At 71.7% G+C, this 21094-nt stretch carries 17 protein-coding genes and 1 pseudogene; 8 read left to right on the top strand and 10 right to left on the bottom strand.

From position 1 onward, the window contains the following. Positions 1–161 precede the first annotated feature (161 nt). The 6 genes and pseudogenes from ACWIFB_RS01015 to ACWIFB_RS00990 all read right to left on the bottom strand — a co-directional run bounded on the left by ACWIFB_RS01015 (position 162) and on the right by ACWIFB_RS00990 (position 7461). Entirely contained in the window at positions 162–1349 is a 1188-nt protein-coding gene (locus ACWIFB_RS01015) for a lipid-transfer protein (RefSeq protein WP_452099618.1), read from the bottom strand. Next, complete coding sequence (locus ACWIFB_RS01010; RefSeq protein ID WP_452099619.1) at positions 1346–1795, bottom strand: MaoC family dehydratase; 450 nt, start codon at positions 1793–1795, stop codon at positions 1346–1348. Before ACWIFB_RS01010 ends, ACWIFB_RS01015 begins: the two co-directional genes overlap by 4 nt. Then, complete coding sequence (locus ACWIFB_RS01005; RefSeq protein WP_454057015.1) at positions 1792–2877, bottom strand: bifunctional MaoC family dehydratase N-terminal/OB-fold nucleic acid binding domain-containing protein; 1086 nt, start codon at positions 2875–2877, stop codon at positions 1792–1794. The genes ACWIFB_RS01010 and ACWIFB_RS01005 overlap by 4 nt, the downstream gene beginning before the upstream one ends. A gap of 24 nt (positions 2878–2901) precedes the next feature. Next, positions 2902–4119, bottom strand: coding sequence for an acyl-CoA dehydrogenase family protein (locus ACWIFB_RS01000; RefSeq protein ID WP_454057042.1), 1218 nt, complete (start codon positions 4117–4119; stop codon positions 2902–2904). Positions 4120–4227: 108 nt separating this feature from the next. Continuing rightward, positions 4228–5139, bottom strand: a pseudogene (locus ACWIFB_RS00995) (acyl-CoA dehydrogenase family protein); the annotation flags it as partial. Positions 5140–5289: 150 nt separating this feature from the next. Continuing rightward, positions 5290–7461, bottom strand: a complete 2172-nt coding sequence (locus tag ACWIFB_RS00990; protein ID WP_454057014.1) for an acyl-CoA dehydrogenase family protein — start codon at positions 7459–7461, stop codon at positions 5290–5292. 165 nt (positions 7462–7626) lie between these two features. Here ACWIFB_RS00990 and kstR point away from each other — a divergent pair, with 165 nt between their 5' ends. From kstR to ACWIFB_RS00970, 4 genes are all read left to right on the top strand, one after another. Then, on the top strand, positions 7627–8349 hold the full coding sequence (gene kstR / locus ACWIFB_RS00985; RefSeq protein ID WP_454057013.1) for a cholesterol catabolism transcriptional regulator KstR: 723 nt from the start codon (positions 7627–7629) through the stop codon (positions 8347–8349). A gap of 87 nt (positions 8350–8436) precedes the next feature. Then, positions 8437–8742 (top strand): hypothetical protein, encoded by a 306-nt coding sequence (locus ACWIFB_RS00980; RefSeq protein ID WP_454057012.1) that lies wholly within the window; start codon positions 8437–8439, stop codon positions 8740–8742. Further along, entirely contained in the window at positions 8739–9677 is a 939-nt protein-coding gene (locus ACWIFB_RS00975; protein WP_454057011.1) for a hypothetical protein, read from the top strand. The genes ACWIFB_RS00980 and ACWIFB_RS00975 overlap by 4 nt, the downstream gene beginning before the upstream one ends. Then, complete coding sequence (locus ACWIFB_RS00970; protein ID WP_454057010.1) at positions 9674–10627, top strand: hypothetical protein; 954 nt, start codon at positions 9674–9676, stop codon at positions 10625–10627. The genes ACWIFB_RS00975 and ACWIFB_RS00970 overlap by 4 nt, the downstream gene beginning before the upstream one ends. Positions 10628–10646: 19 nt before the next feature. On the opposite strand, the gene ACWIFB_RS00965 is transcribed toward ACWIFB_RS00970, so the two are convergent. Further along, positions 10647–11894 carry a Glu/Leu/Phe/Val dehydrogenase dimerization domain-containing protein gene (locus ACWIFB_RS00965; protein ID WP_454057009.1) on the bottom strand — a complete coding sequence of 416 codons (1248 nt, stop codon included), beginning with the start codon at positions 11892–11894 and terminating at the stop codon, positions 10647–10649. Positions 11895–12069: 175 nt separating this feature from the next. On the opposite strand from ACWIFB_RS00965, the gene ACWIFB_RS00960 reads away from it, so the two are divergent. After that, a complete protein-coding gene (locus ACWIFB_RS00960) occupies positions 12070–12981 on the top strand; it encodes a LysR substrate-binding domain-containing protein (protein ID WP_454057008.1) in 912 nt (303 codons plus the stop codon). Positions 12982–12997: 16 nt separating this feature from the next. Here the strand turns inward: ACWIFB_RS00960 and thpD are convergent, their stop codons facing one another. Continuing rightward, on the bottom strand, positions 12998–13861 hold the full coding sequence (gene thpD / locus ACWIFB_RS00955; protein WP_454057007.1) for an ectoine hydroxylase: 864 nt from the start codon (positions 13859–13861) through the stop codon (positions 12998–13000). 83 nt (positions 13862–13944) lie between these two features. Then, positions 13945–14916 (bottom strand): D-2-hydroxyacid dehydrogenase, encoded by a 972-nt coding sequence (locus ACWIFB_RS00950; protein WP_454057006.1) that lies wholly within the window; start codon positions 14914–14916, stop codon positions 13945–13947. A gap of 76 nt (positions 14917–14992) precedes the next feature. On the opposite strand from ACWIFB_RS00950, the gene ACWIFB_RS00945 reads away from it, so the two are divergent. From ACWIFB_RS00945 to ACWIFB_RS00935, 3 genes are read left to right on the top strand one after another with little or no spacing between them, the layout of a single operon-like run. Continuing rightward, positions 14993–16279: an aspartate aminotransferase family protein gene (locus ACWIFB_RS00945; protein ID WP_454057005.1), complete on the top strand. Its 1287-nt coding sequence runs from the start codon at positions 14993–14995 to the stop codon at positions 16277–16279. Further along, complete coding sequence (locus ACWIFB_RS00940) at positions 16276–19302, top strand: FAD-binding and (Fe-S)-binding domain-containing protein (protein ID WP_454057004.1); 3027 nt, start codon at positions 16276–16278, stop codon at positions 19300–19302. Before ACWIFB_RS00945 ends, ACWIFB_RS00940 begins: the two co-directional genes overlap by 4 nt. Further along, complete coding sequence (locus ACWIFB_RS00935; RefSeq protein WP_454057003.1) at positions 19299–20762, top strand: NAD-dependent succinate-semialdehyde dehydrogenase; 1464 nt, start codon at positions 19299–19301, stop codon at positions 20760–20762. Before ACWIFB_RS00940 ends, ACWIFB_RS00935 begins: the two co-directional genes overlap by 4 nt. 34 nt (positions 20763–20796) lie before the next feature. Here ACWIFB_RS00935 and ACWIFB_RS00930 read toward each other — a convergent pair whose 3' ends face one another. Continuing rightward, positions 20797–21093, bottom strand: coding sequence for a WhiB family transcriptional regulator (locus tag ACWIFB_RS00930; RefSeq protein WP_454057002.1), 297 nt, complete (start codon positions 21091–21093; stop codon positions 20797–20799). Between the last annotated feature and the right edge of the window lies 1 nt (position 21094).

The raw sequence follows: 21094 nt of genomic DNA, 5'->3' as shown, positions 1-21094 counted from the left end.
CCGCCACCGCACCACCGGACGACGAGAGGCCCCGGGCACCACTCCGCACACGCCCGGTCTCCGCCCACCTCCATCAACGACAAGAGCGTTTCGCACACCCCCTTCTCGGGAAGCGTGTGCGAAACACTCTTGACGACGTGGAGGGACGGGAGCCTGTCGGCTCAGACGGTGAGGACGAGCCCCGAGGTGGGGACGCCGGTACCGGCGGTGACGACGAGCTTCTCCGCCCCCGCGACCTGGTTCACCGAATCGCCCCGCAGCTGGCGCACGCCCTCGGCGATGCCGTTCATACCGTGGATGTACGCCTCGCCCAGCTGGCCGCCGTGAGTATTCAGCGGCAGGCGGCCGCCCACCTCGAGGGCGCCCGGCTCCCGGACGAAGTCCTTGGCCTCGCCGCGGCCACAGAAACCCAGCTCCTCGAGCTGCATGAGGACGTACGGGGTGAAGTGGTCGTAGAGCACGGCCATGTCCATGTCGTCGGGGCGCAGCCCGGATTGGTTCCAGAGCTGGTCGCCCACGATCCCCATCTCGGGCAGTCCCGCGAGCTCGGGACGGTAGTACGAGGTCATGATGTACTGGTCCGGTCCGGAGCCCGACGCCGCGGCCGCGATGGAGACCGGCTTGTGCGGCAGGTCCTTCGCGCGCTCGGGCGTGGTCACCACGATCGCCTGCCCGCCGTCCGACTCCTGGCAGCAGTCCAGCAGGTGCAGCGGTTCGGCGATGTAGCGCGAGTTCTGGTGCTCTTCGAGCGTGATGGGCTTGCCGTAGAAGAACGCGGCCGGGTTCACGGCGGCGTGCTTGCGGTCGACCACGGCCACCCGGCCGAGGTCCTCGCTGGTGGCGCCGTACTCGTGCATGTAGCGCTGCGCGACCATGGCGACGAACCCGGCCGGCGTGGACAGCCCGTGCGGGTAGGAAAACGCGTTGTCGGTGCCGGAGGAGTTGACCTGTTGCACCAGCGCCGAGTTGACCTGCCCGAACCGCATGCCCGAGCGCTCGTTGAAGGCGCGGTAGCAGACCACCACCTCGGCGACACCCGTCGCGACGGCCATCGCGGCCTGCTGGACGGTCGCGCACGCCGCGCCGCCGCCGTAGTGGATCCGCGAGAAGAAGTTCAGGTGGCCGATGCCGGCCGCGCGGGCCACGGCGATCTCGGTGTTGGTGTCCATGGTGAAGGACACCAGGCCGTCGACGTCAGACGGCTGCAGTCCCGCGTCCGCCACGGCGGCCTGCACGGCCTCTGCCGCCAGTCGGAGCTCGGAGCGGCCGGAGTCCTTGGAGAAGTCGGTGGCGCCGATCCCGACGATCGCCGCCCGGTTGGCGAGTGACTCAGAAGCCAGCGTGCTCACTGCGGGTCTCCGTTCATGTAGAGGGTCGCGGTCGAGGTGACGTGCGCGCCCAGAGAGTCGTTGCCGACGATCTTCAGCGTGACCAGACCGTCGGTCGCGATCTCCGTGACCTCACCGGTCAGGGTCAGCGTGTCGTAGGCGTACCAGGGCACACCGAGACGCAACTTGATGGAGGTGATCCGCGCCTTCTGTCCGGCCCAGTCGGTGACGAACCGCTGCACGAGGCCGGTGTCGGTGAGGATGTTGACGAAGATGTCCTTCGAGCCCTTCTGGTGGGCCAGGTCCCGGTCGTGGTGGACATCCTGGAAGTCGCGCGTCGCCAGGGCCGAGGCCACGATGAACGTCGGCGTCCCCTCGATGGCCAGCTCGGGCAGGGTGTCCCCCACTCGCGCGGCGGGCGGCTCGGCGGGGCAGACCGCGCCGGTCACTGCACTGTTCTCGCTCACTTCGCGCCACCTTCCGTGACTTCGGACATCTGGCGTTCGACAGGAGCGGCACCGGCGGGCCGCCACGCGTACAGCGTCCACGGCTCGGTGCCGAACGCCGCGTCCTCGCTGGAATCACCGGGCATGTCGAGGAACTCCACCTCGACGTCCATGCCGATCTCGACGTCGGCCGGGTCGACGTCGCGCAGCTCGCCGAGCATGCGTACGCCCTCCTCCAGCTCCACCAACGCGATCACGAACGGGAACCGGGTGCGCCCCGGCACGCGCGGGGCGTGGTGGTTGACGAAGCTGTAGACCGTGCCGCGGCCGGAGGAGACCACGTAGTCGGTCTGCTCGGTCTTGTCCTTCCACAGCGCCGGCACGGGCGGGTGCTGCAGCGAGCCGTCCTCGCGCTTCTGGATGCGCAGCTCGTGGGCGGCGACGCCGTCCCAGAAGAAGCGGGTGTCCTGCGAGACCGAGGGCCGCAGGACCTTGCCCACGACCAGATCGTCGGTGGCCGAGCCGGAGCTCGCGACGATCTGATCGGAGGCGGCCGGCTCGGCAGTCTTGACCGGCGGCCGGAACTTGAGGATCCGGAAGTCCATCTCGGCCACGACCTCGTCGCCGACCCGCCAGTAGTTGCGGGTGGTGAAGAACCAGCCCTCGCCCAGGCCCGTCTTCTTGGGGCCCACCACGTCGGTCAGGACCGAGGAGATGGTCACCTCCTCGCCGGGGCGGGTATAGCGGTGATAGGTGGAGTCGCAGTTGGTGGCCACGACGGAGGTGAAGCCCTCGGCGTCGAGCAGATCGGTCATGTTGCCGAGCGGGTCGTCGGACTCGCGGGTCTTCCCGAGGCCGCGCATGGTCCAGACCTGGGCCATCGCGGGCGGGGCGACGAGTCCGCCGTGGCCGGCCGCGACGGCCGCCTCCTCGGACTCGTAGATCGGGTTGGCGTCGCCGATCGCCTCTGTCCAGTTGCGGATCATCGGGGTGTTGATGGGATCGCGGCCCGCGCGGGGGGCGCTGCCGCCGGCGGCCCGGATCTCCTCGGATGCGGCGAGGATCCGGCCGGCCTGGGCGGCGGTAGCCGTGTCGTCACTCATGGGTGCCTTTCGTACGGGGTCGGATCAGCGGGCGGTGCGGGGCATGCCGAGGCCGCCCATGCAGGTCAGCTCGCGCATGACCTCGTTGACGCCGCCGCCGAACGTGATCACGACGTTGCGTTTGTTCACCATGTCGAACCAGCGCTGCAGCTTGGCCGTGCCGGCGTCGGTGGGGTCGCCGAAGCGCCCGAGCAGCTCCTCGGCGATGCGGCCGACGTGCTGGATCTTCTCGGTGGAGAACACCTTCGAGGCGGCGGAGTCGCCCATCGACGGGTTGTCGCCCATCGCGGAGACCTGCCAGTTGAGCAGCTCGTTGAGGCGGACGATCGCGAAGATCTCGGCCAGTCCGTCGCGGACCTCGGGCCGGTCCAGGTGTCGGACACCGTCGGGCCCGGTGCCGCGCGCCCACTCGGCCAGCTCGTCGTAGTAGCCGCCGGGCCGCCCGGAGGGGGCGAGCATGACGCGCTCGTGGTTGAGCTGGGTGGTGAGCATCTTCCAGCCGCCGTCGACCTCGCCGACCACCATGTCGGCGGGCACGCGCACGTCCGAGTAGTAGGTGGCGTTGACGTGGTGCGCGCCGTCGCAGGTGATGATCGGCGTGAACGAGAAGCCCGGATCGGAGGTGTCGACGATGAAGATCGTCAGACCACGGTGGCGGGAGTCCGGGGTGCCGGTGCGGGCGGCCAGCCAGATGTAGTCGGCGTGATGGCCGCCGGTGGTCCACATCTTCTGTCCGTTGATGATCCAGTCGCCGGTGGCCTCGTCGCGCTTGGCGGTGGTGCGCAGCGACGCGAGGTCGGTGCCGGCGTCGGGCTCGGAGTAGCCGATCGCGAAGTGCACGGTCCCCTCGAGGATGCCGGGCAGGAACTTCTTCTTCTGGATGTCCGTGCCGTACTTCTGCAGGGTCGGGCCCACCGTCTGCAGCGTCACCGAGGGCAGCGGCACGTCGGCACGCGTGGCCTCGTTGGTGAAGATCTGCTGCTCGAGGTGGCCGAATCCCTTGCCGCCGTACTCGGCGGGCCAGCCGACACCCAGCCAGCCGTCGCGGCCCATCCGCTTGATGATCTCCTCGTAGGTCTTCCCGTGCCGGGTGGTGCCGATGTCGGCGGCCTCGTCGGCGGAGATGAGGGTGGAGAAGTACTCGCGCAGCTCGGACTGGAGGGCGCGCTGGGCGGGGGTGAGGTCGATGAACGCCTCGTCGTCGTCGGCTACCGCGTCGTCGCTCGACGACGCGACCGACACTGCGTCGACCGGGTCGGCCGCCACGGCCTCGCCGAGCTCGGTGAGCTGCAGGCGCGGGCCGCCCACGAATCGGGCCAGGTCCTTGACCGCCGAGGAGTACCGGAACATCGGGTAGGTGATGTCCACGCCGACGCCGCCGTGCAGGTGGTGCAGGACCTGCACCGCGCGCGGCCCCTCGGCGGCGAGCCAGTATGCGCCGATCGTGGGATCGGTCTCGTAGCGGTCGGAAGAGCCCGTGGGGCCCGAAGAGATCCGCCACGCCACCGACTGCGAGATCACGTGCAGCGTCCGCGACACGATGTAGACGTCGGCGAGCTCCTGCTGCACCGCCTGGAACGAGCCGAGCGGCTTGCCGAACTGCTCCCGCTCCTTCAGGTAGTCCGCGGTCATGTCCAGCGCACCGGCGATGAGGCCGTCGCCGTGCGCGACGCACGCCGCGAGGATGAGCCGCCGGAACACCTCGAGAAGGGGCTCGTCGCCGCCGCGGACCACGTCGTCGTCGTCGACCGGCGTGGCCTCGAACCGCATCGCGTACTCGGGCACCCCCAGGGAGCCGAGGGTGGGGGTGAGGGTGACCCCCGGGGCGTCGGGGGCGACGACGACGACGGCCGCACCCTCGGGGGTCGACACCGGGACCAGCACGGATCGCGCCTGGGCCGCGTAACGCACCGAGGTGACGGTGCCGGTGATCGTCCCGCCGTTCAGACGCACGGAGGGCACGGCGGGCAGCGGACGCCCGGGCTCCGCGACGGCGGCGGTGAGGATCCGGCCGTCCTCGATCCCCTCGAGCAGCCTCTTCTGCTGCGCCGGCGTGCCGAGCGCGACGATCGGCAGAACGCCGAAGCCGAGGGTCTCCAGGGCGGGGATCACCACGCCCGCGCGGCCGACCTCCTCGAGCACCACGGCCACGTCGGCGACGGTCAGGCCGTCGCCGCCCAGGTCCTCGGGGAGGCCGAGGGAGAGCAGTCCGGACTCCGCGAACGACGCCCACAGGCGCTCGTCGTAGCCCGCGTCCTCCACGCTGCGGCTGGGCAACGCGGTGAGCAGTTCCTCGGCGGGTGCTGCGGTGGTCAGGGCGCCGGCCACCGCCTCGGCGACGGCTGCCTGGGTCTCGGTACGGGTGAAGTCCACGGGGGATCAGTCCTGTTCGGGAGTGGGAGGGGAGGTGATTCAGTCGCGGGGCAGGCCGAGGATGCGCTCGCCCACCACGTTGAGGAGGACCTGCTCGGTGCCGCCGGCGATCGACAGACAGCGGACCATGAGGAACTTGCGGCCCTGCTCGGTGAACTCGACACCGCTGGTGCCGGTGAGCTCGAGGCCGAACTCGGCGATGTCCTGGCGGTGGCGCACGCCGACGATCTTGCGGACGCTCGACTCGGCGCCCGGGCCGGAGCCCGCCAGGCTCCGCAGCGCGGTGCGCAGGTCGAGCAGGCTGCCCACGACGCCGTCCGCGATGTGCTTGCCCAGCTCGTCCAGGACGAGGGCGTCGTCCGAGACGCCGGCCGCCTCGATGAGGCCGATGATCTCCTCGGCGGCGTCACCGAGCGAGGAGCCGCCACCCATGGCCACGCGCTCATTGGCGAGGGTGGTGCGGGCGATCTTCCAACCGTCGTTGACCGTGCCGATCTGGAACTCGTCGGGCACGAACAGGTCCTCGAGGAAGACCTCGTTGAACAGGGCCTCGCCGGTGATCTCGCGCAGCGGTGAAGTGCGGATGCCCGCCGACTTCATGTCGACCAGGAAGTAGGTGATGCCCTTGTGCTTGGGGGCGTCCTTGTCGGTACGGGCCAGGCACATGGCCCAGTCGGCCTCGCGGGCCAGCGACGTCCACACCTTCTGGCCGTTGAGCTTCCAGCCCCCGTCGACCTTCTCCGCGGTGGCGCGCAGTGCGGCCAGGTCGGAGCCGGCGCCGGGCTCGGAGAACAGCTGGCACCACTTGATCTTGCCGGCCATGGTGTCGCGGACCAGCAGGTCGGCGTGCTCGGGCGCGGCCTGCAGGATGGTGGGCACGGCCCAGCCGCCGATGGTGATGTCGTGCCGGGACACTCCCGCGGCCTCGAGCTCCTCGTCGATCATGAGCTGCTCGGCCGGCGAGGCACCCAGGCCCCACGGCTCGGACAGGTGCGGCATGAACAGGCCGGTGTCGGCGAGGGCCTGCTTGCGCTCGGCGCCCTCCACCGCGGCGACCTCGGCGACCAGCGCCTTGATCTCCTCGCGCTTGGCGTCGATCCCGTCGATCTCGGACAGGTCGATGTCCAGGTGGCGACGCTTGCCGGCCAGCGTGAGGTCGGCGAGCGACCGACGCCAGCGGGCGGCACCGCCGATAGCCTGGCGCAGGGCGCCGGCTCGACGCATGTAGAAGTGCGCGTCGTGCTCGAAGGTGAAGCCGATGCCGCCGAGGATCTGGACGCAGTCCTGCGCGTTGGCCACCGCGTTGTCGAACGCGAGCGCGCCGGCGACCGAGGCGGCCACGGGGAGCTCGGAGTCCGCGCTCGTGAGGTCCTCTGCCGCCACGGCGGCGTCCCAGGCCAGGGCTCGGACCTGCTCGGTGCGGCACAGCATGTCGGCGGCCAGGTGCTTGATGGACTGGAACGAGCCGATGGTGCGGCCGAACTGCTCGCGGATCTTGGCGTACTCGACGGCCGTGTTCAGCGTGTAGTCCGCGACCCCGGCGGCCTCGGCCGCGGCGAGGGTGACGAACAGCTGGTGGACCTGGGCGGTCGTGATGCCGTCGAGGATCCGGTCGGCCGGGATCGCCACGTCCTCCAGCGACACCCGCGCGATGGACGCGGAGATGTCGTACGGGGTCGACGGGGTGATGGTCACGCCCTTGGCGCCGGGCTCCAGAAGGACCCAGCGGGTGAGGCTGTCGACCACGACGGGCAGCAGCAGTCCGCCGTCGACGGTTCCGCCGTAGGCGATGCCGGCATCCCCGGTCACCGCGCCGGAGGCGTCGAGGGTCTCGGTCCCGAAGCCCAGGCAGATGCCGACCGGCAGCCCGCCCTCGGCGATCGTCTCGCCCAGCGCGGCGGCCACGTCGCCGCCCGCCTTCGAGACGAGGACGCCGGCCAGAGCCGTGGTCAGGATCGGGCCGGGGGCCATGCGTGAGCTCGCGGCCTCGAGCATGCAGGCCAGGTCGACGATCTCCGCCCCCGCTCCGCCGTGTTCCTCGGCCACGGCCACGCCGAACAGGCCGAGCTCGGCGAGATGCGGCCACAGGGCCTTCCACGCGTCGGGATCGGTTTCCTGGGCGCGTACGGTGGTCACGGGATCGGCGGACTTCGCCCAGGCCTTGATCGAGTTCTGGATCTCGGTCTGATCCGGGGTGGTGGCGATGCTCACGTATGACTCCTCGGCGCGACTGTATTCGGTGGCGGCACAACCATCACGGATCGCGCCCTCCCGACATAATAGAACCTGTTCTAGGAAACGTGTTCTAGAATGCATCAGCACGCCACGATCCGCACAACCGGGTCCCAGATCCGCCCAGCGCAGAAGGTTCGCCCCATGACCAAGAGCTCGACCGGGACCGGTTCCGGCAGTAGCGCCTCCGACACCGCCGTCCGCTCCGATGAGCCCAGCACCTCGTCCCAGCGCGAACGCCGGCGGCGGATCCTCGACGCGACCCTGGCCCTGGCGGCGAAGGGCGGCTACGAGGCCGTGCAGATGCGTGCGGTCGCGGAGAAGGCCGAGGTCGCGGTGGGCACCCTCTACCGCTACTTCCCCTCCAAGGTGCACCTGCTCGTCTCGGCGCTGGCCCGCGAGTTCCGCCGCCTCGACCAGCGCACCGAGCGCACCTCCCCGCCCGGCGACACCGCGCAGGAGCGGATGAAGGTCGTGGTGGGCGGGATCACCAAGGCCATGCAGCGCGATCCCAACCTCACCGAGGCCATGACCCGGGCATTCATGTTCGCCGACGCCTCCGTGGCCAACGAGGTCGAGGAGGTGGGCTTCCTCATGGACCGGATCATCGCCCGCGCCATCGCCGAGGGCACGCCCGACGAGGTGCAACTGTCGATCGCGCGCGTGATCTCCGACGTGTGGATGTCGAACCTGGTCGCGTGGCTGACCCGCCGGTCGACGGCCGCGGACGTAAGTAACCGCCTCGGGCTGACCATCGACCTGCTGCTGGGTACCGACGACTCCCCGCGACGGGTGAGTCTGCATTCGGCGATTGGCAACGGCAACGGCGGCGGCGAGAGCGCGAACGGCGGCGCCGCGGAGGCCTAGCTCCGGCGAACTTTCCTTCCGGGGGAACCAGATGGGCGGCCCGGCCCGTCAGACCTGGTGACGAACATTCATCACCCCGGAGGGCCCATGGCTGACATCATCGACGTCGATCCCGCGCGTCTGCGTCACCTGTCGCGAATCCTCGGCGACGAGGAACAACGCACCGGCGGATTGACCCCGGCCGGTGCGCTCACCACCATCGGGGCGGCCCTGCGCGGTTCGCTCATCGCCGAGTGCCACGGTGCGGTTTCCCTCGACATCCTGGAGTTCCAGGAGAACATCGCCACGCGGTTCGATACCGAGATCGACGCGCTCGTCACCGCGGCGGGCGTCCTCGAGGACCAGGAATGGGCCACCACCGCGGCCCTCGGACTCGTGGGGCCGCCGCGATGAGCCTGACGGTGCCGGACGTCATGTCCTGGGATCTCGACACGGTGTCCGCCCGGGTCGACGACCTGCGCTCCGACGCGGAATCGTTCCTCGATTCGGCGATGGCCGTGCGCTCGGCCGCGGACGCGCACCTCGACGGTTCCGCGGGCGATACCGTCTCCGCCTCCGCCGGGAGCTGCGCCGAAATCACGCGGGACATCACCATCGTCGCCAGGAAAGCCGAGAACGCGGTCCGGGCCCTCTCCGATTTCTGCGCCCGGGCCCCGGGCCTGCGGAGTCGACTGCTGGACGCCGTCGACGAGGCCGCCGCAGCGCAGTGCCGGGTGGCGGACGACGGCACGGTGCGGGGTCCGCTGCTCATCGGGGATCCCTCCGACCCGGAGGTGGCCCGTGCGCACCAGCGCGGTGAGGCCGACGCCTCGGCGATCGAGAGCCGGATCCTGCCGCTCCTGCGCGCGTTGGAGGACCTCGACCTCGCGGCGGCCAACGCGCTGAACCTCTTGTCCATGACCGAGTCGTACGTCTCCTACCCCTATGAGCCCGAGCTGATCGAGATAGACCCCCGGACCGTGGCCGCCGGCGCGGCCATCTCCGGAAGCCTAGACGCCCTGGACTCGACAGCCGAGGTGATGGACGCCGCGAGCGCGGTCACCCGAAGCCTCCCGGTGCTCGGCACCGGCCTGGGACTGGCGATCGGGCTCGCCACGAGACCGGAGCACGAGTCCCTCGGGGAGGCGCTCGCCATCGAGAGCGCCGGGGTGGCGGCGTCCGCGCTGGCCGGGGCGGCCGCCGGAAGCGTCCTGCCCGGCCCCGGTACCGCGCTCGGATTCGCGCTCGGGGCCGGCGTCAGGCTGCTGGCCGGCCCCGCGGCCACCGCCGCCCTGCGGAACCACATCGAACGAGAACGTGCTGACGGAAAGGAGGGCTTCGGATGGTGAGCACACCCGAGCCTCGGCAGGAGAACGATGCCGCGCCACTGGAGTGGCGCCGACACTTCTACGACCGCACCGACCCGGCCGCACTGGTCGCCGCTGTGCTCGCCGGGGTAGGGGCAGCCGCCACGCTCGCCTGGACGGTCTTCAACATCAGTTGGTCCTCCACGCACCCGAGCGTCATCGTCGCCCTGGCCGGCGTGTTCATTCTGTTCTGCGGCGGTGCCCTCGCCTATGTCGGCCGCTCCGGTGCGATCCCTGTCCGACGGGGGCGCGTGAGCGTCACGGACGGCATCGCACACGTCAGCGCCCGCGGGGACTGGACGCCGTGGACCGCTGGCGGCATGGCCGTTCTCGGGTTCGTGATGCTCGGCATCGGGGCCATCACAGCCGACAGGGTGGGCGCCATACACATCTCGCACCACCGGCAGTACCCCGCCTTTGTGGCCCTCAACATCTTTCTGATCGTCTACACCTTCTGGATGCTGGCGAAGGTGCCGCTGGGGCGACGCCTGGAGTTCTCGCCGCGCGGGCTCGCCGGCCAGAACGACTCGTTGGTCGCACTGATCCCCTGGCGCTCGATCCTCGAGGTGAACGTCCACCGCGGCCCGAGCGCGATGCGGCCGTTCGGGATCGGAAAGCGCGCCGAGATCGTCTTCACCACCACCGACGAGGCCACGATCCCCGAGGGCCCGTTTCGCGTCGGGGAACGGGCGAATCCCATCAGTCTGCTCAACTTCGACGTGGACGAGGACACGTTGCTCAACGTCATCCGCGCGGCCCATGCGCATCCCGAGGTCCGGCAGCTCCTCGGCCGCGAGGAGGGCGCGTTCCTGTTCGAGGGGCCGCCCCCGGAAATCCGCGAGGGGATGCGCCGCTCTCACGTCTGGCTACCGTGGGAGCGGCGCATCAACGAGGCGCTCGGCTACGGGGCTCGCGAGCCCGCCCGGGACTGACGCGGCGCCCTCGCGGGCGTCAGGGCACCACCACCGCGGGGACGTCCCGCACCCTGTCGGAGACGTCGGCCGCCCACCGCAACGGACCGTCGGACGGGGTCCAGTCGCTCATGAGGTCGGCGACCTTCGTCGTCATGGCCCGCCCCAGTCGCAGGAACGAGGTCTCGGCCCGCTCGTCGACCTCGCCGAGGATGAGCCACCACGCCCACGCCACGGCGCCCGCGTTGGCCACGAAGTCGGGCACCACCGCGATCCCGCGGGCGGTGAGGTCGAGCTCGGCATCCGCCGTCGTGGCGGCATTGGCGGCCTCGATGATCACCGGGGCCGTCACCCGGGCGCAGTTCTCGGCCGTGATCGCGTACGAGACGGCGGCGGGGACCAGGACGTCGACGTCCATGCCGAGGATCGCGTCGCGGTCCAGTCGCTGCACGCGGGCGGGGACGGCGTCGCGGTCGATCTCGCCGTAGCGATCGCGGGTGGCCAGCAACGCGTGGACATCGAGCCCCGCCGGGTCGTAAAGGGTGCCACCGGCGTCGGCGAGGGCCACCACCCTCATCCCGGCCTCGTGCAGGTACCAGGCGGCGGCGCCGCCCATGGTGCCCACGCCCTGGACCGCCACCGAGGTGCGCTCGATGTCCCAGCCGCGCACGCTCGCGGCGGCCAGGCATGCCTGCGCGACCCCGTACCCGCCGATCACGTCGCCGAGCAGGCCGCCCGGCACCTGAGCGTTGAGGCCGCGGTAGATGCGCTCGGTGGTGTCCGCGCAGTTCGACGAACGCTCGATGGCCGCGTGGTACGACTGGCGCATGCCGAGTCGGGCGAAGACCTCGTCGATGAGCTGCTGGGTCACGCCCAGGTCCTCGGCGGTCACCCAATGCCGGTCGAGGAACGGGTGCATGGCCTCGCAGAAGCGCGCCAGCACCTCCACGGCGCGGGGGTCCTTGGGGTCGAAGTCGATCCCGCCCTTCGCGCCGCCCACGGGCAGATCGAACGCCGCGGTCTTTCGGGTCATGCCGCGGGCGAGGTCCTCCACCTCCCCCATGGTGCAGCCGGCCCGCATGCGGGTTCCGCCGGTCGCCAGTCCCCCGACGAGCGTGTCCACCACGAGGTAGCCGCGCGCGTCGGTGAGGTCGTCCTCCCAGTGCAGGCGCAGGTACGGCTCGCGGGTCGCCCGACCGGGCGCCTGCGAGGGCGAGGTGGGAGTGCCGGAGGCGCCCGGTGCCACCGCCGGAATGCCTGCCCTGCCGGGAATCTCGATCGACGTCATGATGCTCGCCTCCTCGCTGTGGTGTCCGCCCCGTGGGCGGCGACCGCGCCGACCGGCCTATCCGGTGGCGTACCCCCAGCATGAGAGCCCTCTACCGACCGGTCCAGCGAGGATTCATGGAGTCCACCGTTCACTTTTCCTGCACGATGTCGCTCCCCCTCCTACGCTCTGGCCCATGGAGCCGTCCCTGCACCGCCTGCGGTTGCTCCACGAGCTGGAGCGGCGCGGCACCGTCACGGCCGTCGCGTCCGCGCTGGACTACACGGTCTCGGCGGTGTCCCAGCAACTCTCGTTGCTGGAACGGGAGGCGGGCACGCCGTTGTTCGAGCGGCGGGGCCGGGGGCTGGTGCTGACCGAGGCCGGGCTGGTCCTGGCCGGGCACGCCCGCACGATCCTGGCGGCCGTCGAGGACGCGGGCCACGCCATGGAGTCGGCCCGCGAGGGCGGTGCCACCACGCTGACGGCCGGGGTGTGGGCGTCGGTGGCCACGGCACTGCTGCCCGCGGGCCTGCGGGTCCTCGGCCGCGACCACCCGCAGATCAGCGTCCGCACCCGCGAGCTGGCACCCGAGGACACCACCGGCGCGGTCCGGGACGGCTCGCTCGACCTGTCCTTCGTCCTCGACTACTCGAGTTATCCGATGGCGCGGGTTCCCGACCTGGCCCGCCTGCCCGTCGCGGTCGAGTCCCTGCGCGCGGTGGTGCCGCGGGGGTCGATCCCGGCCGGCGAGGTGTCGCTGACCGACCTCGCGGGCGCGCCCTGGGTGATCGCGCACCCGCGATCGCATTTCGGTCGGGCGGTCCGGATAGCCTGCCGCGAGGCCGGCTTCGATCCGGAGGTCCGCCACGAGGCCGGCGAGCAGTCCACCGCCCTCGCGTTGGTCGCCGCCGGCCTCGGCGTGACGATCGCCTCCGACCTGGGACTGGTCACCACACCCGAGGGCGTGGACGTGCTGCCGCTCGTCGAATCCCCCACCCGCACGGTGTCGGTCACCTTCCGGGAACGCGATACGAGGCGGCTCCAGCTGCGGGCGTTCGTCGACGCGTTCGCCGAGGCGGCAGACCTCATGGGCCTGTCCGCCGCGTGACCGGTCGGTCGCCCGGTCAGGGTCGGCGTGCGAGGAAGTCCGGGCGCCGCGGGGTGCCCGCGTACGGCTCGGCCAGCGCGTTGTCGACGCTGTTGAACACGATGAACACGTTGGCCCGCGGCATGGGCGTGATGTTCCCGCCGGAGGCGTGCAGCGCGTTGCAGTCGAACACGGTCATCGACCCCGCGTCGCCGGTGAGCACGTCGAGGCCGTGCCGCCGGTACAGCTCGGAGATGTGCTCCTCCGAGGGCACCCCGACCTTCGGCGCCGTCGAGACCAGGGACTCCTTGAAGTAGTCGTCCGGCGTCTCGCCCGCGCACTGCACGAAGTACTTCTGGGTGCCGGGCATGATCATGAGCGGCCCGTTGTAGGTGCGGTTGGGCGTGAGCGCGATCGAGGCGCTGCAGGCGCGCGGCCGCGGCATGCCGTCCTCGGCGTGCCAGGTCTCGAAGTCCGAGTGCCAGTAGAACGCGCCGCCGGCGAAACCGGGCTTGTAGTTGAGTCGGCTCTGGTGCACGTACACGTCCGAGCCTAGGATCTCGCGTGCCAGCTCGATCGCGCCGGAGCTCTCGACGGCCTCCCACACGACGTCGCTGAGCAGGTGCACATCGAAGATCGAGCGGACGGCCTCGCTGCCGGCCTCGCGGATGATCCGCGGGTCGTCGGCCATGTCCGGATGGTGGCCGATCCGCTGCAGTTCCTCGAGGCAGGCGTCGATCCGGGCATCGTCGATCGCGCCCTCGCGCTGGATGTACCCGCGGTCGGCGAAGTCCCGGATCTCGGGATCGTCCAGGTCGGACCACACCACCGGGTCCGGTCGGTCGACGATCACCGGGGCACCGCTCACTCGGGTGATGTAGTCATCGACGGCCAGGGTCATTGTTCTCCTCTCGGTCGGGGGCACGGATGGTTCACGCGCCTATGGGCCCGACCGTAGAAGACCCTGTGACCTTGGACAACCGCTCAGCTGCTGACGTATCCTCGACCTTTGTCGACCGCTGGCGCCGGTTCGTCACCGCTCAGCCATGTCCGCAGGTGGTCGACGAATTGCGCGGAGAGTGTGTCGCGCCAGCCCTCCACGTCGCCGGACATGTGGGGGCTGATGTGCGCGCCCCCGAGTGTCCAGAGCGGGTCGCCACCTGGAAGAGGTTCGACGACGACGACGTCCAGGTGCGCCGACAGTCGGCCCGTCGCGAGCTCGGCGGTCAGCGCATCCTGATCGACGAGTTCTCCGCGTCCGACGTTGATCACGTGGGCGCCGTCGGGCAGGGCCGCCAGCTCCTGCGCACCGAGCATCCCCCGGGTGGCCTCCGTCAGCGGCGCGACCATGACGAGATGGTCGACCTCGCGCAGGTGCGCGGCCAGGTCCGCGGAATCCACGACGTGGCCGAAGTCCTCGTCGCTGTCCCGTCGTCGTCGTCCCGCGCCGTGGACCTCGAGCCCGACCGCGCGGAGCAGGCGCGCGGTGGCCCGCCCGATCCCGCCGGTCCCCACGACCAGGGCGCGGCGGCCGGCCACCCGGAGGGTCTCGCGGTGACGCCACCTCCCGGCGCGCTGGAAGGCCTCGGTCTCGTGCAGGCGCTTGTCGTGGGCCAGCACGCACGCCAGCACGTACTCGGCGATGGGGCCGTCGAACACCCCGCTCGCGTTGGTGACCAGCACGTCCGACTCGCGGAGCTCGTCGAAGAGCAGGGCGTCGACACCCGCGGCGGCCACGTGGATCCAGCGCAGCGAGTCGGCGGCGTGCCAGGCGTCGGCCAGCGCGCCGGAGAAGATGTCCCAGACGAGAAGGATCTCGGCGCCCGGCAGGGCCTCGGCGAGAGTGCCGGCGGTGCAGACCCGGACGTCGGCGAGATCGCGCACCGTGGCGAGGTCGGCGGGCTCGGGGACGCCGTCGGCGGTGAGCAGTACGACGGTCGGCTTCTCCTGCGTCATGCCACCACCGTAACCCGCCGGAATCCGGCGTTGTCGGATTGTTGACAATCGCCCCGACCGGTCACACACTGACCGCATGACCGCGCACCTGTCCCCCGTCCTCAAGCAGGCCACGCCCGTCGTGGTGGACCACGCCCTGGGCTCGTGGATCCACGGCACCGACGGCCGCGACTACCTCGACTTCACGACCGGCATCGGCGTGACCTCGACCGGCCACTGCCACCCCGACGTGGTGGCGGCCGCGCAGGCGCAGTGCGCGAAGATCATCCACGCGCAGTACACGACCGTCATGCACCAGCCGCTTCTCGAGCTCACAGAGAAGCTGGGTGAGCACCTGCCATCGGGTATCGACTCGGTGTTCTACGCCAACTCCGGCTCGGAAGCGGTCGAGGCCGCCGTGCGCCTGGCGCGCATGGCCACCGGCCGGCAGTACATCGTCACCGTGCAGCGCGGCTTCCACGGGCGCACCGTCGCCGCCGCGAGCCTGACCACCGCCGGCACCAAGTTCTCCGCCGGGTTCGGCCCGCTCATGGCCGGCGTCGCGCAGACCCCCTACCCCGATGCGCTGCGACTGAAGATGAGCGAGGACGAGGCCGTGGACTACGCGCTGGCCGAGTTCGACTTCCTGCTCGCCACCCGCATCGACCCGCGCGAGCTGGCGGGGATCGTGATCGAGCCGGTGCTCGGCGACGGCGGCTACATGGCCGTCCCGCAGCGCTACCTGCAGGGGCTGCGCGAGCGCGCCACCGAGCACGGCGCGCTGCTCGTGCTCGACGAGGTGCAGGCCGGCGTCGGGCGCACGGGCCGGTTCTGGGGCCACCAGCACACCGAGGGACTGGTGCCGGACGTCCTCATCACCGCCAAGGGCATCGCCTCGGGTTTTCCCATCTCGGCCATCGCCGCGCCGGAGGAGATCATGGCCAAGGCCTGGCCCGGGTCGCAGGGCGGCACCTACGGCGGCAACGCGGTCGCGGCCGCGGCGGCCGTCGCGACGTTGGGCGTCATCGAGCGCGAGGGACTGGTGGCGGGTGCCGCCGAGCGCGGAACGCAACTTCTCGACGGGCTTCGGCGTAATCTCGGCGACGTGAGCGAGATCTGCGACATCCGCGGTACCGGACTCATGCTGGCCGTCGAGTTCGGTGACGCAGCCGCGCCCGCAGGCAGCCCCGGCGCGCTCGAGGGCGCCCGCCTGGCCGGCGCCGTGCAGCAGGCCTGCATCGACGAGGACCTGCTCACCCTGACCTGCGGCCCGACCGGCTCGATCGTGCGCGTCATCCCGGCCCTGGTCGTGACCGCCGACGAGGTCGACGCGGGCGTCGAGCGCCTGACCCGCGCCGTCCACCGGGTCGTGGGCCGGTCGTGACCGCGACGGTGGGGGCCCGCCGCGACGCGCTGATCGAGGCGCTCACCGCCGCCGGCCTGTCGCCCGAGTCCGACCCCCGCCGCATCGCCGAATACTCCTACGACGCCTCCAACTACCGGGTCGCCCCCGCGGCCGTGGTGTTCCCCCACACCGAGGAGGAGGTGGCCGCCGCGCTGGCGGCATGCCACCGGTTCGGCGTGCCGGCCACCGCTCGGGGCGGCGGCACGTCGATGGCCGGCAACGCGATCGGCAGCGGCCTCGTGCTGGACCTGTCGCGGCACCTGAACCGCGTGCGCGAGGTGGACGAGGCAGCCAGGGTGGTCACCGCCGAGGCCGGCGTCGTCCTGACCGAGCTGCGCGCCGCCGTCCACGCCGCCACCGACAGCCGCCTGACCTTCGCCCCCGACCCGTCCAGCCAGTCGCGGGCCTGCCTGGGCGGGGCGATCGGCAACGACGCGTGTGGGAACCACTCGGTGCGTCACGGCCGGACCGCCGACCACGTGGAGGCGCTGCGCCTGGTCACCGCCGACGGCCTGCGACTGACCGCCACCCGGCGCGGCATCGAGGCCACCGACCCGCGCGATGCCGCCGCCACCGCGCGCGCCGAACACCTCACCACCGAACTCCGGGACCTGGCCACCGATCACCTCGCCGCGATCCGCACCGAGCTCGGCCGGATCCCCCGCCAGGTGTCTGGCTATCACCTGCGGCACCTCCTGCCCGAGGAGGGCTTCGACGTGGCCCGGGCGCTCGTGGGGTCGGAGGGCACCTGCGCGATCGTCACCGCCGCGCGTATGCGGATCGTGCCGCGCGCCGCCCGTACCGGCCTGCTCGTGGTGGGATACGCCGATGTCGTGGACGCCGCGCGCGACGTGACGGCCATCCTGCCGCACCGCCCTACAGCCGTAGAGGGCGTGGACGAGGTGATCGTCGCGACGATGCGCTCCCGGCGCGGCGCGGACTCCGTCGCCGAGCTCCCCGACGGACGCGCGTGGCTGTTCATCGAGTTGGACGACGACGAGGCTGCCACCCCGGGCACCGACACCGCCAGCGGGCTCGAGGCCCGGATGGCCGCACTCGCCGACCAACTCGTCCGGACCGGTCACGCCATCCGGGCGCTCGTCGTGACCGACCCCGTGGCCCGCGCCGACCTGTGGCGGGTCCGCGAGGACGGCGCCGGGCTCAGCTCGCGGCTCACCGACCCGGTCACCGGCCGGACCATCGAGTCGTGGCCCGGCTGGGAGGACTCGGCCGTCCCGCCCGAGCGCCTGGCCGACTACCTCGCCGAGTTCCGCGAACTGCTGGACCAGCACGGACTCACCGGCGTGATGTACGGACACTTCGGCGCCGGCTGCATGCACATCCGCATCACCTTCGATCTGAGGAGCGACGCCGGTCGGGCCGTCTTCCGCGCCTTCTGCACCGACGCCGCCCGCCTCGCCGTGCGCCACGGCGGCTCGCTCTCCGGGGAGCACGGCGACGGCCGGGCCCGCTCCGAACTGCTGCCGGTCATGTACTCGCCCGAGATGCTCGGCGCGTTCGACCGCTTCGCGCGCCTGTGGGACCCCGCGGGGCTGCTCGCTCCGGGCGGGCTCACCGCCACCCGACCACTGGATGTCGATCTGGCCCTGGACGGCATCCCCGACCGGCGCCCCCCGCGCGACCTGGGCCTGCTCACCTCCGCAGGGGGCGCCCACCCGGTCCAGGCCTGCATCGGGGTGGGCCGCTGCCGCACCTCCACCGGCGGCGTGATGTGCCCGTCGTTCCGCGCCACCGGCGATGAGAAGGACTCCACCCGGGGCCGCGCCCGCGTCCTGCAGGAGGTCGTGCGCGGCACCCTGCCCGTCGACGACCCGGCGGTCGAGGAATCACTCGAGTTGTGCCTGGCCTGCAAGGCGTGCTCGTCGGACTGCCCCACCGGTGTGGACATGGCAGCCTTCAAGTCCGAGGCCCTGCACCGCCGCTACCGGGGGCGACCCCGGCCCCGGGTGCACTACTCCCTCGGCCTGCTGCCGGTGTGGCTGCGCGCGACCGGCCGGATCGCCGGGCCGCTCAACGCCGTCATGTCCACGCGGCTCGGGCGCGCCGCCGCCCGGGTGGGCGGGGTCGCCGCCGACCGTGAGCTGCCCCGCTTCGCCTCCGCCGCCGAACTGCGAACCGAACTGGCCCGGGCCCCCGACAGCGTCTGGGCAGTCAGGCGCGGGGCCGCCACGCCGGCCTCCGCCGCTGCCACGCGCACCTCGGCCGAGGTGGTGCTCTTCCTCGACTCCTTCACCCGGGGACTGCGCCCCGCGGTCGCCGGCGCGGCCGCCCGCGTCCTCGGCGGTTCGCACACGTCCGTCGCGTGCAGCTCCGGCCACTGCTGCGGGCTGACCCACATCACCACCGGACGGCTGGACGCCGCCCGCCGCACCCTGAGCGAGACCGTGCGGCACCTCGACGGGATCCGCGGCCCGGACGGGGAGGAGGTCCCCGTCGTCGTCGTCGAACCCTCCTGCGCCGCCGCCCTGCGCGGCGACCTGCCCAGGCTCCTCGCGGAGACCTCTGACGCCGAGCTCGCCCGCCGCGTGGCCGCGCGCGTGCGCTCCGCCGCCGAGCACCTGGGCGTACTGGCCGCCTCCGGCCGCGCCCCCGCCTGGCCCGGCGGCGCCCCGCCCGACCGCGTCACGGTGCAGACCCACTGCCACGAGTACGCCACCTTCGGCAACCGGGTCCAGCGCGCCACCCTCACCGCCCTCGGCGTGGGCTCGGTACGCGAGGCCACCGGCTGCTGCGGCCTCGCCGGGGACTTTGGGTTCACCGCCGGGCACGAGTTCGTCGCCGACGCGGTGGCGCAGCAGACCCTGGCCCCCACCCTTCGTGCCGATCCCGAGGCCCCCGTCCTGGCCGACGGGTTCTCGTGCGCCACCCAGGTCGCCCACCTCGCGGCGCGCGACCCGCGCGTCGGCCGCCGGACCGGCCGTCACCTGTTCGAACTCCTCGACCCCGACCCGACCGACCCGACCCCCAGGAGGCAGCCATGACCCGCTCCGTCGCCGATCTCATCGCCACCCTCGGCACCGGCATCCACGTGGACGGCCAGTGGCGCGACGCCGCCACCGGCGCCACGTTCGAGGTGCACAACCCGGCCACCGGCGAACCCGTGGCGACCCTCGCCGACGGCGGTGCCGACGACGCCGCGGCGGCGATCCAGGCCGCCGGTCGCACCCAGGCGAGCTGGGCGGCCGTGCCCGCGCGCGAGAGGGCCGAGATCCTCCGGCGTGCCTACGAACTACTCATCGAGCACGCCGACGAGCTCGCACTGATCATGACCACCGAGATGGGAAAACCGCTGGCCGAGGCGCGCGGCGAGGTAACCTACGGCGCCGAGTTCTTCCGCTGGTTCTCCGAGGAGGCCTGCCGCATCCCCGGCGACGCCCGCCGCTCCCCCGACGGCAACACCCGGCTGGTGGTCACCGCCGAGCCAGTGGGGCCGTGCATCCTCATCACCCCGTGGAACTTCCCGCTGGCCATGGCCACCCGCAAGATCGGGCCGGCGATCGCCGCCGGCTGCACCATGGTGTTCAAGCCCGCCAACCTCACACCCCTGACCTCGCTGTACGTGGTCGATCTGCTGCGTGAGGCCGGGCTGCCCGACGGCGTGCTCAACGTCGTGTGCACGACCTCCCCCGGCGACGTGGTGGAGCCGTGGATCGACTCCGGCATCGCCCGCAAGCTCTCCTTCACCGGCTCCACCCCCGTCGGCAGGTCACTGCTCGAACAGTGCGCACGCGGGGTGCTGCGCACGTCCATGGAGCTGGGCGGGAACGCGCCGTTCGTCGTGTGCGAGGACGCGGACATGGACACCGCTGTCGGCGCCGCCATGGCCGCCAAGATGCGCAACATGGGCGAGGCGTGCACGTCCGCCAACCGGATCCTCGTGCACCGCTCGGTGATCGACGAGTTCGGGCGGCGCCTCACCGAGAAGATGGGCGCGCTCACCGTCGGCAACGGTGTCGAGGACGGCGTGGACGTGGGCCCGCTGGTCGAGGAGAAGGCCGTCGCCAAGGTCGAGGGGCTGGTCGACGACGCCGTCTCGCGGGGCGCCCAGGTCCTAACCGGCGGTAATCGCGGAGACGGGCCGGGGTTCTTCTACCCGCCCACCGTGATCACCGGGGTCTCGCCCGAGTCCGAACTGATGACGACCGAGATCTTCGGCCCCGTCGCCGCACTGATCCCCTTCGACACCGACGATGAGGCCGTGGAACTGGCCAACGACACCGAGTTCGGACTGGTCTCGTACGTCATGACCGAGAACCTCGACCGCGCGTTGACGATGTCCGAGCGGCTACAGGCGGGGATGGTCGGCGTCAACGTCGGCGTGGTCTCCAACCCGGCGGCACCGTTCGGCGGCATCAAGCAGTCGGGGCTGGGCCGCGAGGGCGGGACGACCGGAATCGAGGAGTTCCTCGAGACCAAGCTCGTCGCGATCCCGGTGCGCTGACGCGGGGCCGGCGCCCGCCGCGTCGGCTGCGGGTTCAGCCGGTGCGGGCCCGGCCAGCCAGGCGGTGACGTTCGATCTCGGTCAGGCCGCCCCAGACGCCATACAATTCACCGTTGGCCACGGCATGCTCGCGACACTCGGCCAAGACAGGGCAGCCGGCACAGATCTTCTTGGCGGCGGTCTCCTTCCGGCGGCGCACCCGCTTGGGCTCGTCCTCGGAGTTGTAGAACAGATCCGGCAACTCCTGACAATGCCCGTGATCTGCCCATTCCCATCGTTCGTCGATCCGGCGGATCCCCGTCGGCAGTGTCATCCAGGTCATCTCCTCCATT

The sequence above is a fragment of the Dietzia sp. NPDC055340 genome, from assembly GCF_053645335.1.
This window is presented reverse-complemented; position numbering and strand designations above follow the sequence as displayed.

Excerpts from the sequence above, each read along its gene's own strand:
- ACWIFB_RS01005 (WP_454057015.1), bottom strand. The coding sequence starts at position 2,877 with ATGAGTGACGACACGGCTACCGCCGCCCAGGCCGGCCGGATCCTCGCC.
- ACWIFB_RS00965 (WP_454057009.1), bottom strand. The coding sequence starts at position 11,894 with ATGACGTCGATCGAGATTCCCGGCAGGGCAGGCATTCCGGCGGTGGCA.
- ACWIFB_RS00960 (WP_454057008.1), top strand. The coding sequence starts at position 12,070 with ATGGAGCCGTCCCTGCACCGCCTGCGGTTGCTCCACGAGCTGGAGCGG.
- ACWIFB_RS00950 (WP_454057006.1), bottom strand. The coding sequence starts at position 14,916 with ATGACGCAGGAGAAGCCGACCGTCGTACTGCTCACCGCCGACGGCGTC.
- ACWIFB_RS00935 (WP_454057003.1), top strand. The coding sequence starts at position 19,299 with ATGACCCGCTCCGTCGCCGATCTCATCGCCACCCTCGGCACCGGCATC.
- thpD (WP_454057007.1), bottom strand. The coding sequence starts at position 13,861 with ATGACCCTGGCCGTCGATGACTACATCACCCGAGTGAGCGGTGCCCCG.
- ACWIFB_RS00980 (WP_454057012.1), top strand. The coding sequence starts at position 8,437 with ATGGCTGACATCATCGACGTCGATCCCGCGCGTCTGCGTCACCTGTCG.
- ACWIFB_RS00975 (WP_454057011.1), top strand. The coding sequence starts at position 8,739 with ATGAGCCTGACGGTGCCGGACGTCATGTCCTGGGATCTCGACACGGTG.
- ACWIFB_RS00930 (WP_454057002.1), bottom strand. The coding sequence starts at position 21,093 with ATGGAGGAGATGACCTGGATGACACTGCCGACGGGGATCCGCCGGATC.
- kstR (WP_454057013.1), top strand. The coding sequence starts at position 7,627 with ATGACCAAGAGCTCGACCGGGACCGGTTCCGGCAGTAGCGCCTCCGAC.
- ACWIFB_RS00945 (WP_454057005.1), top strand. The coding sequence starts at position 14,993 with ATGACCGCGCACCTGTCCCCCGTCCTCAAGCAGGCCACGCCCGTCGTG.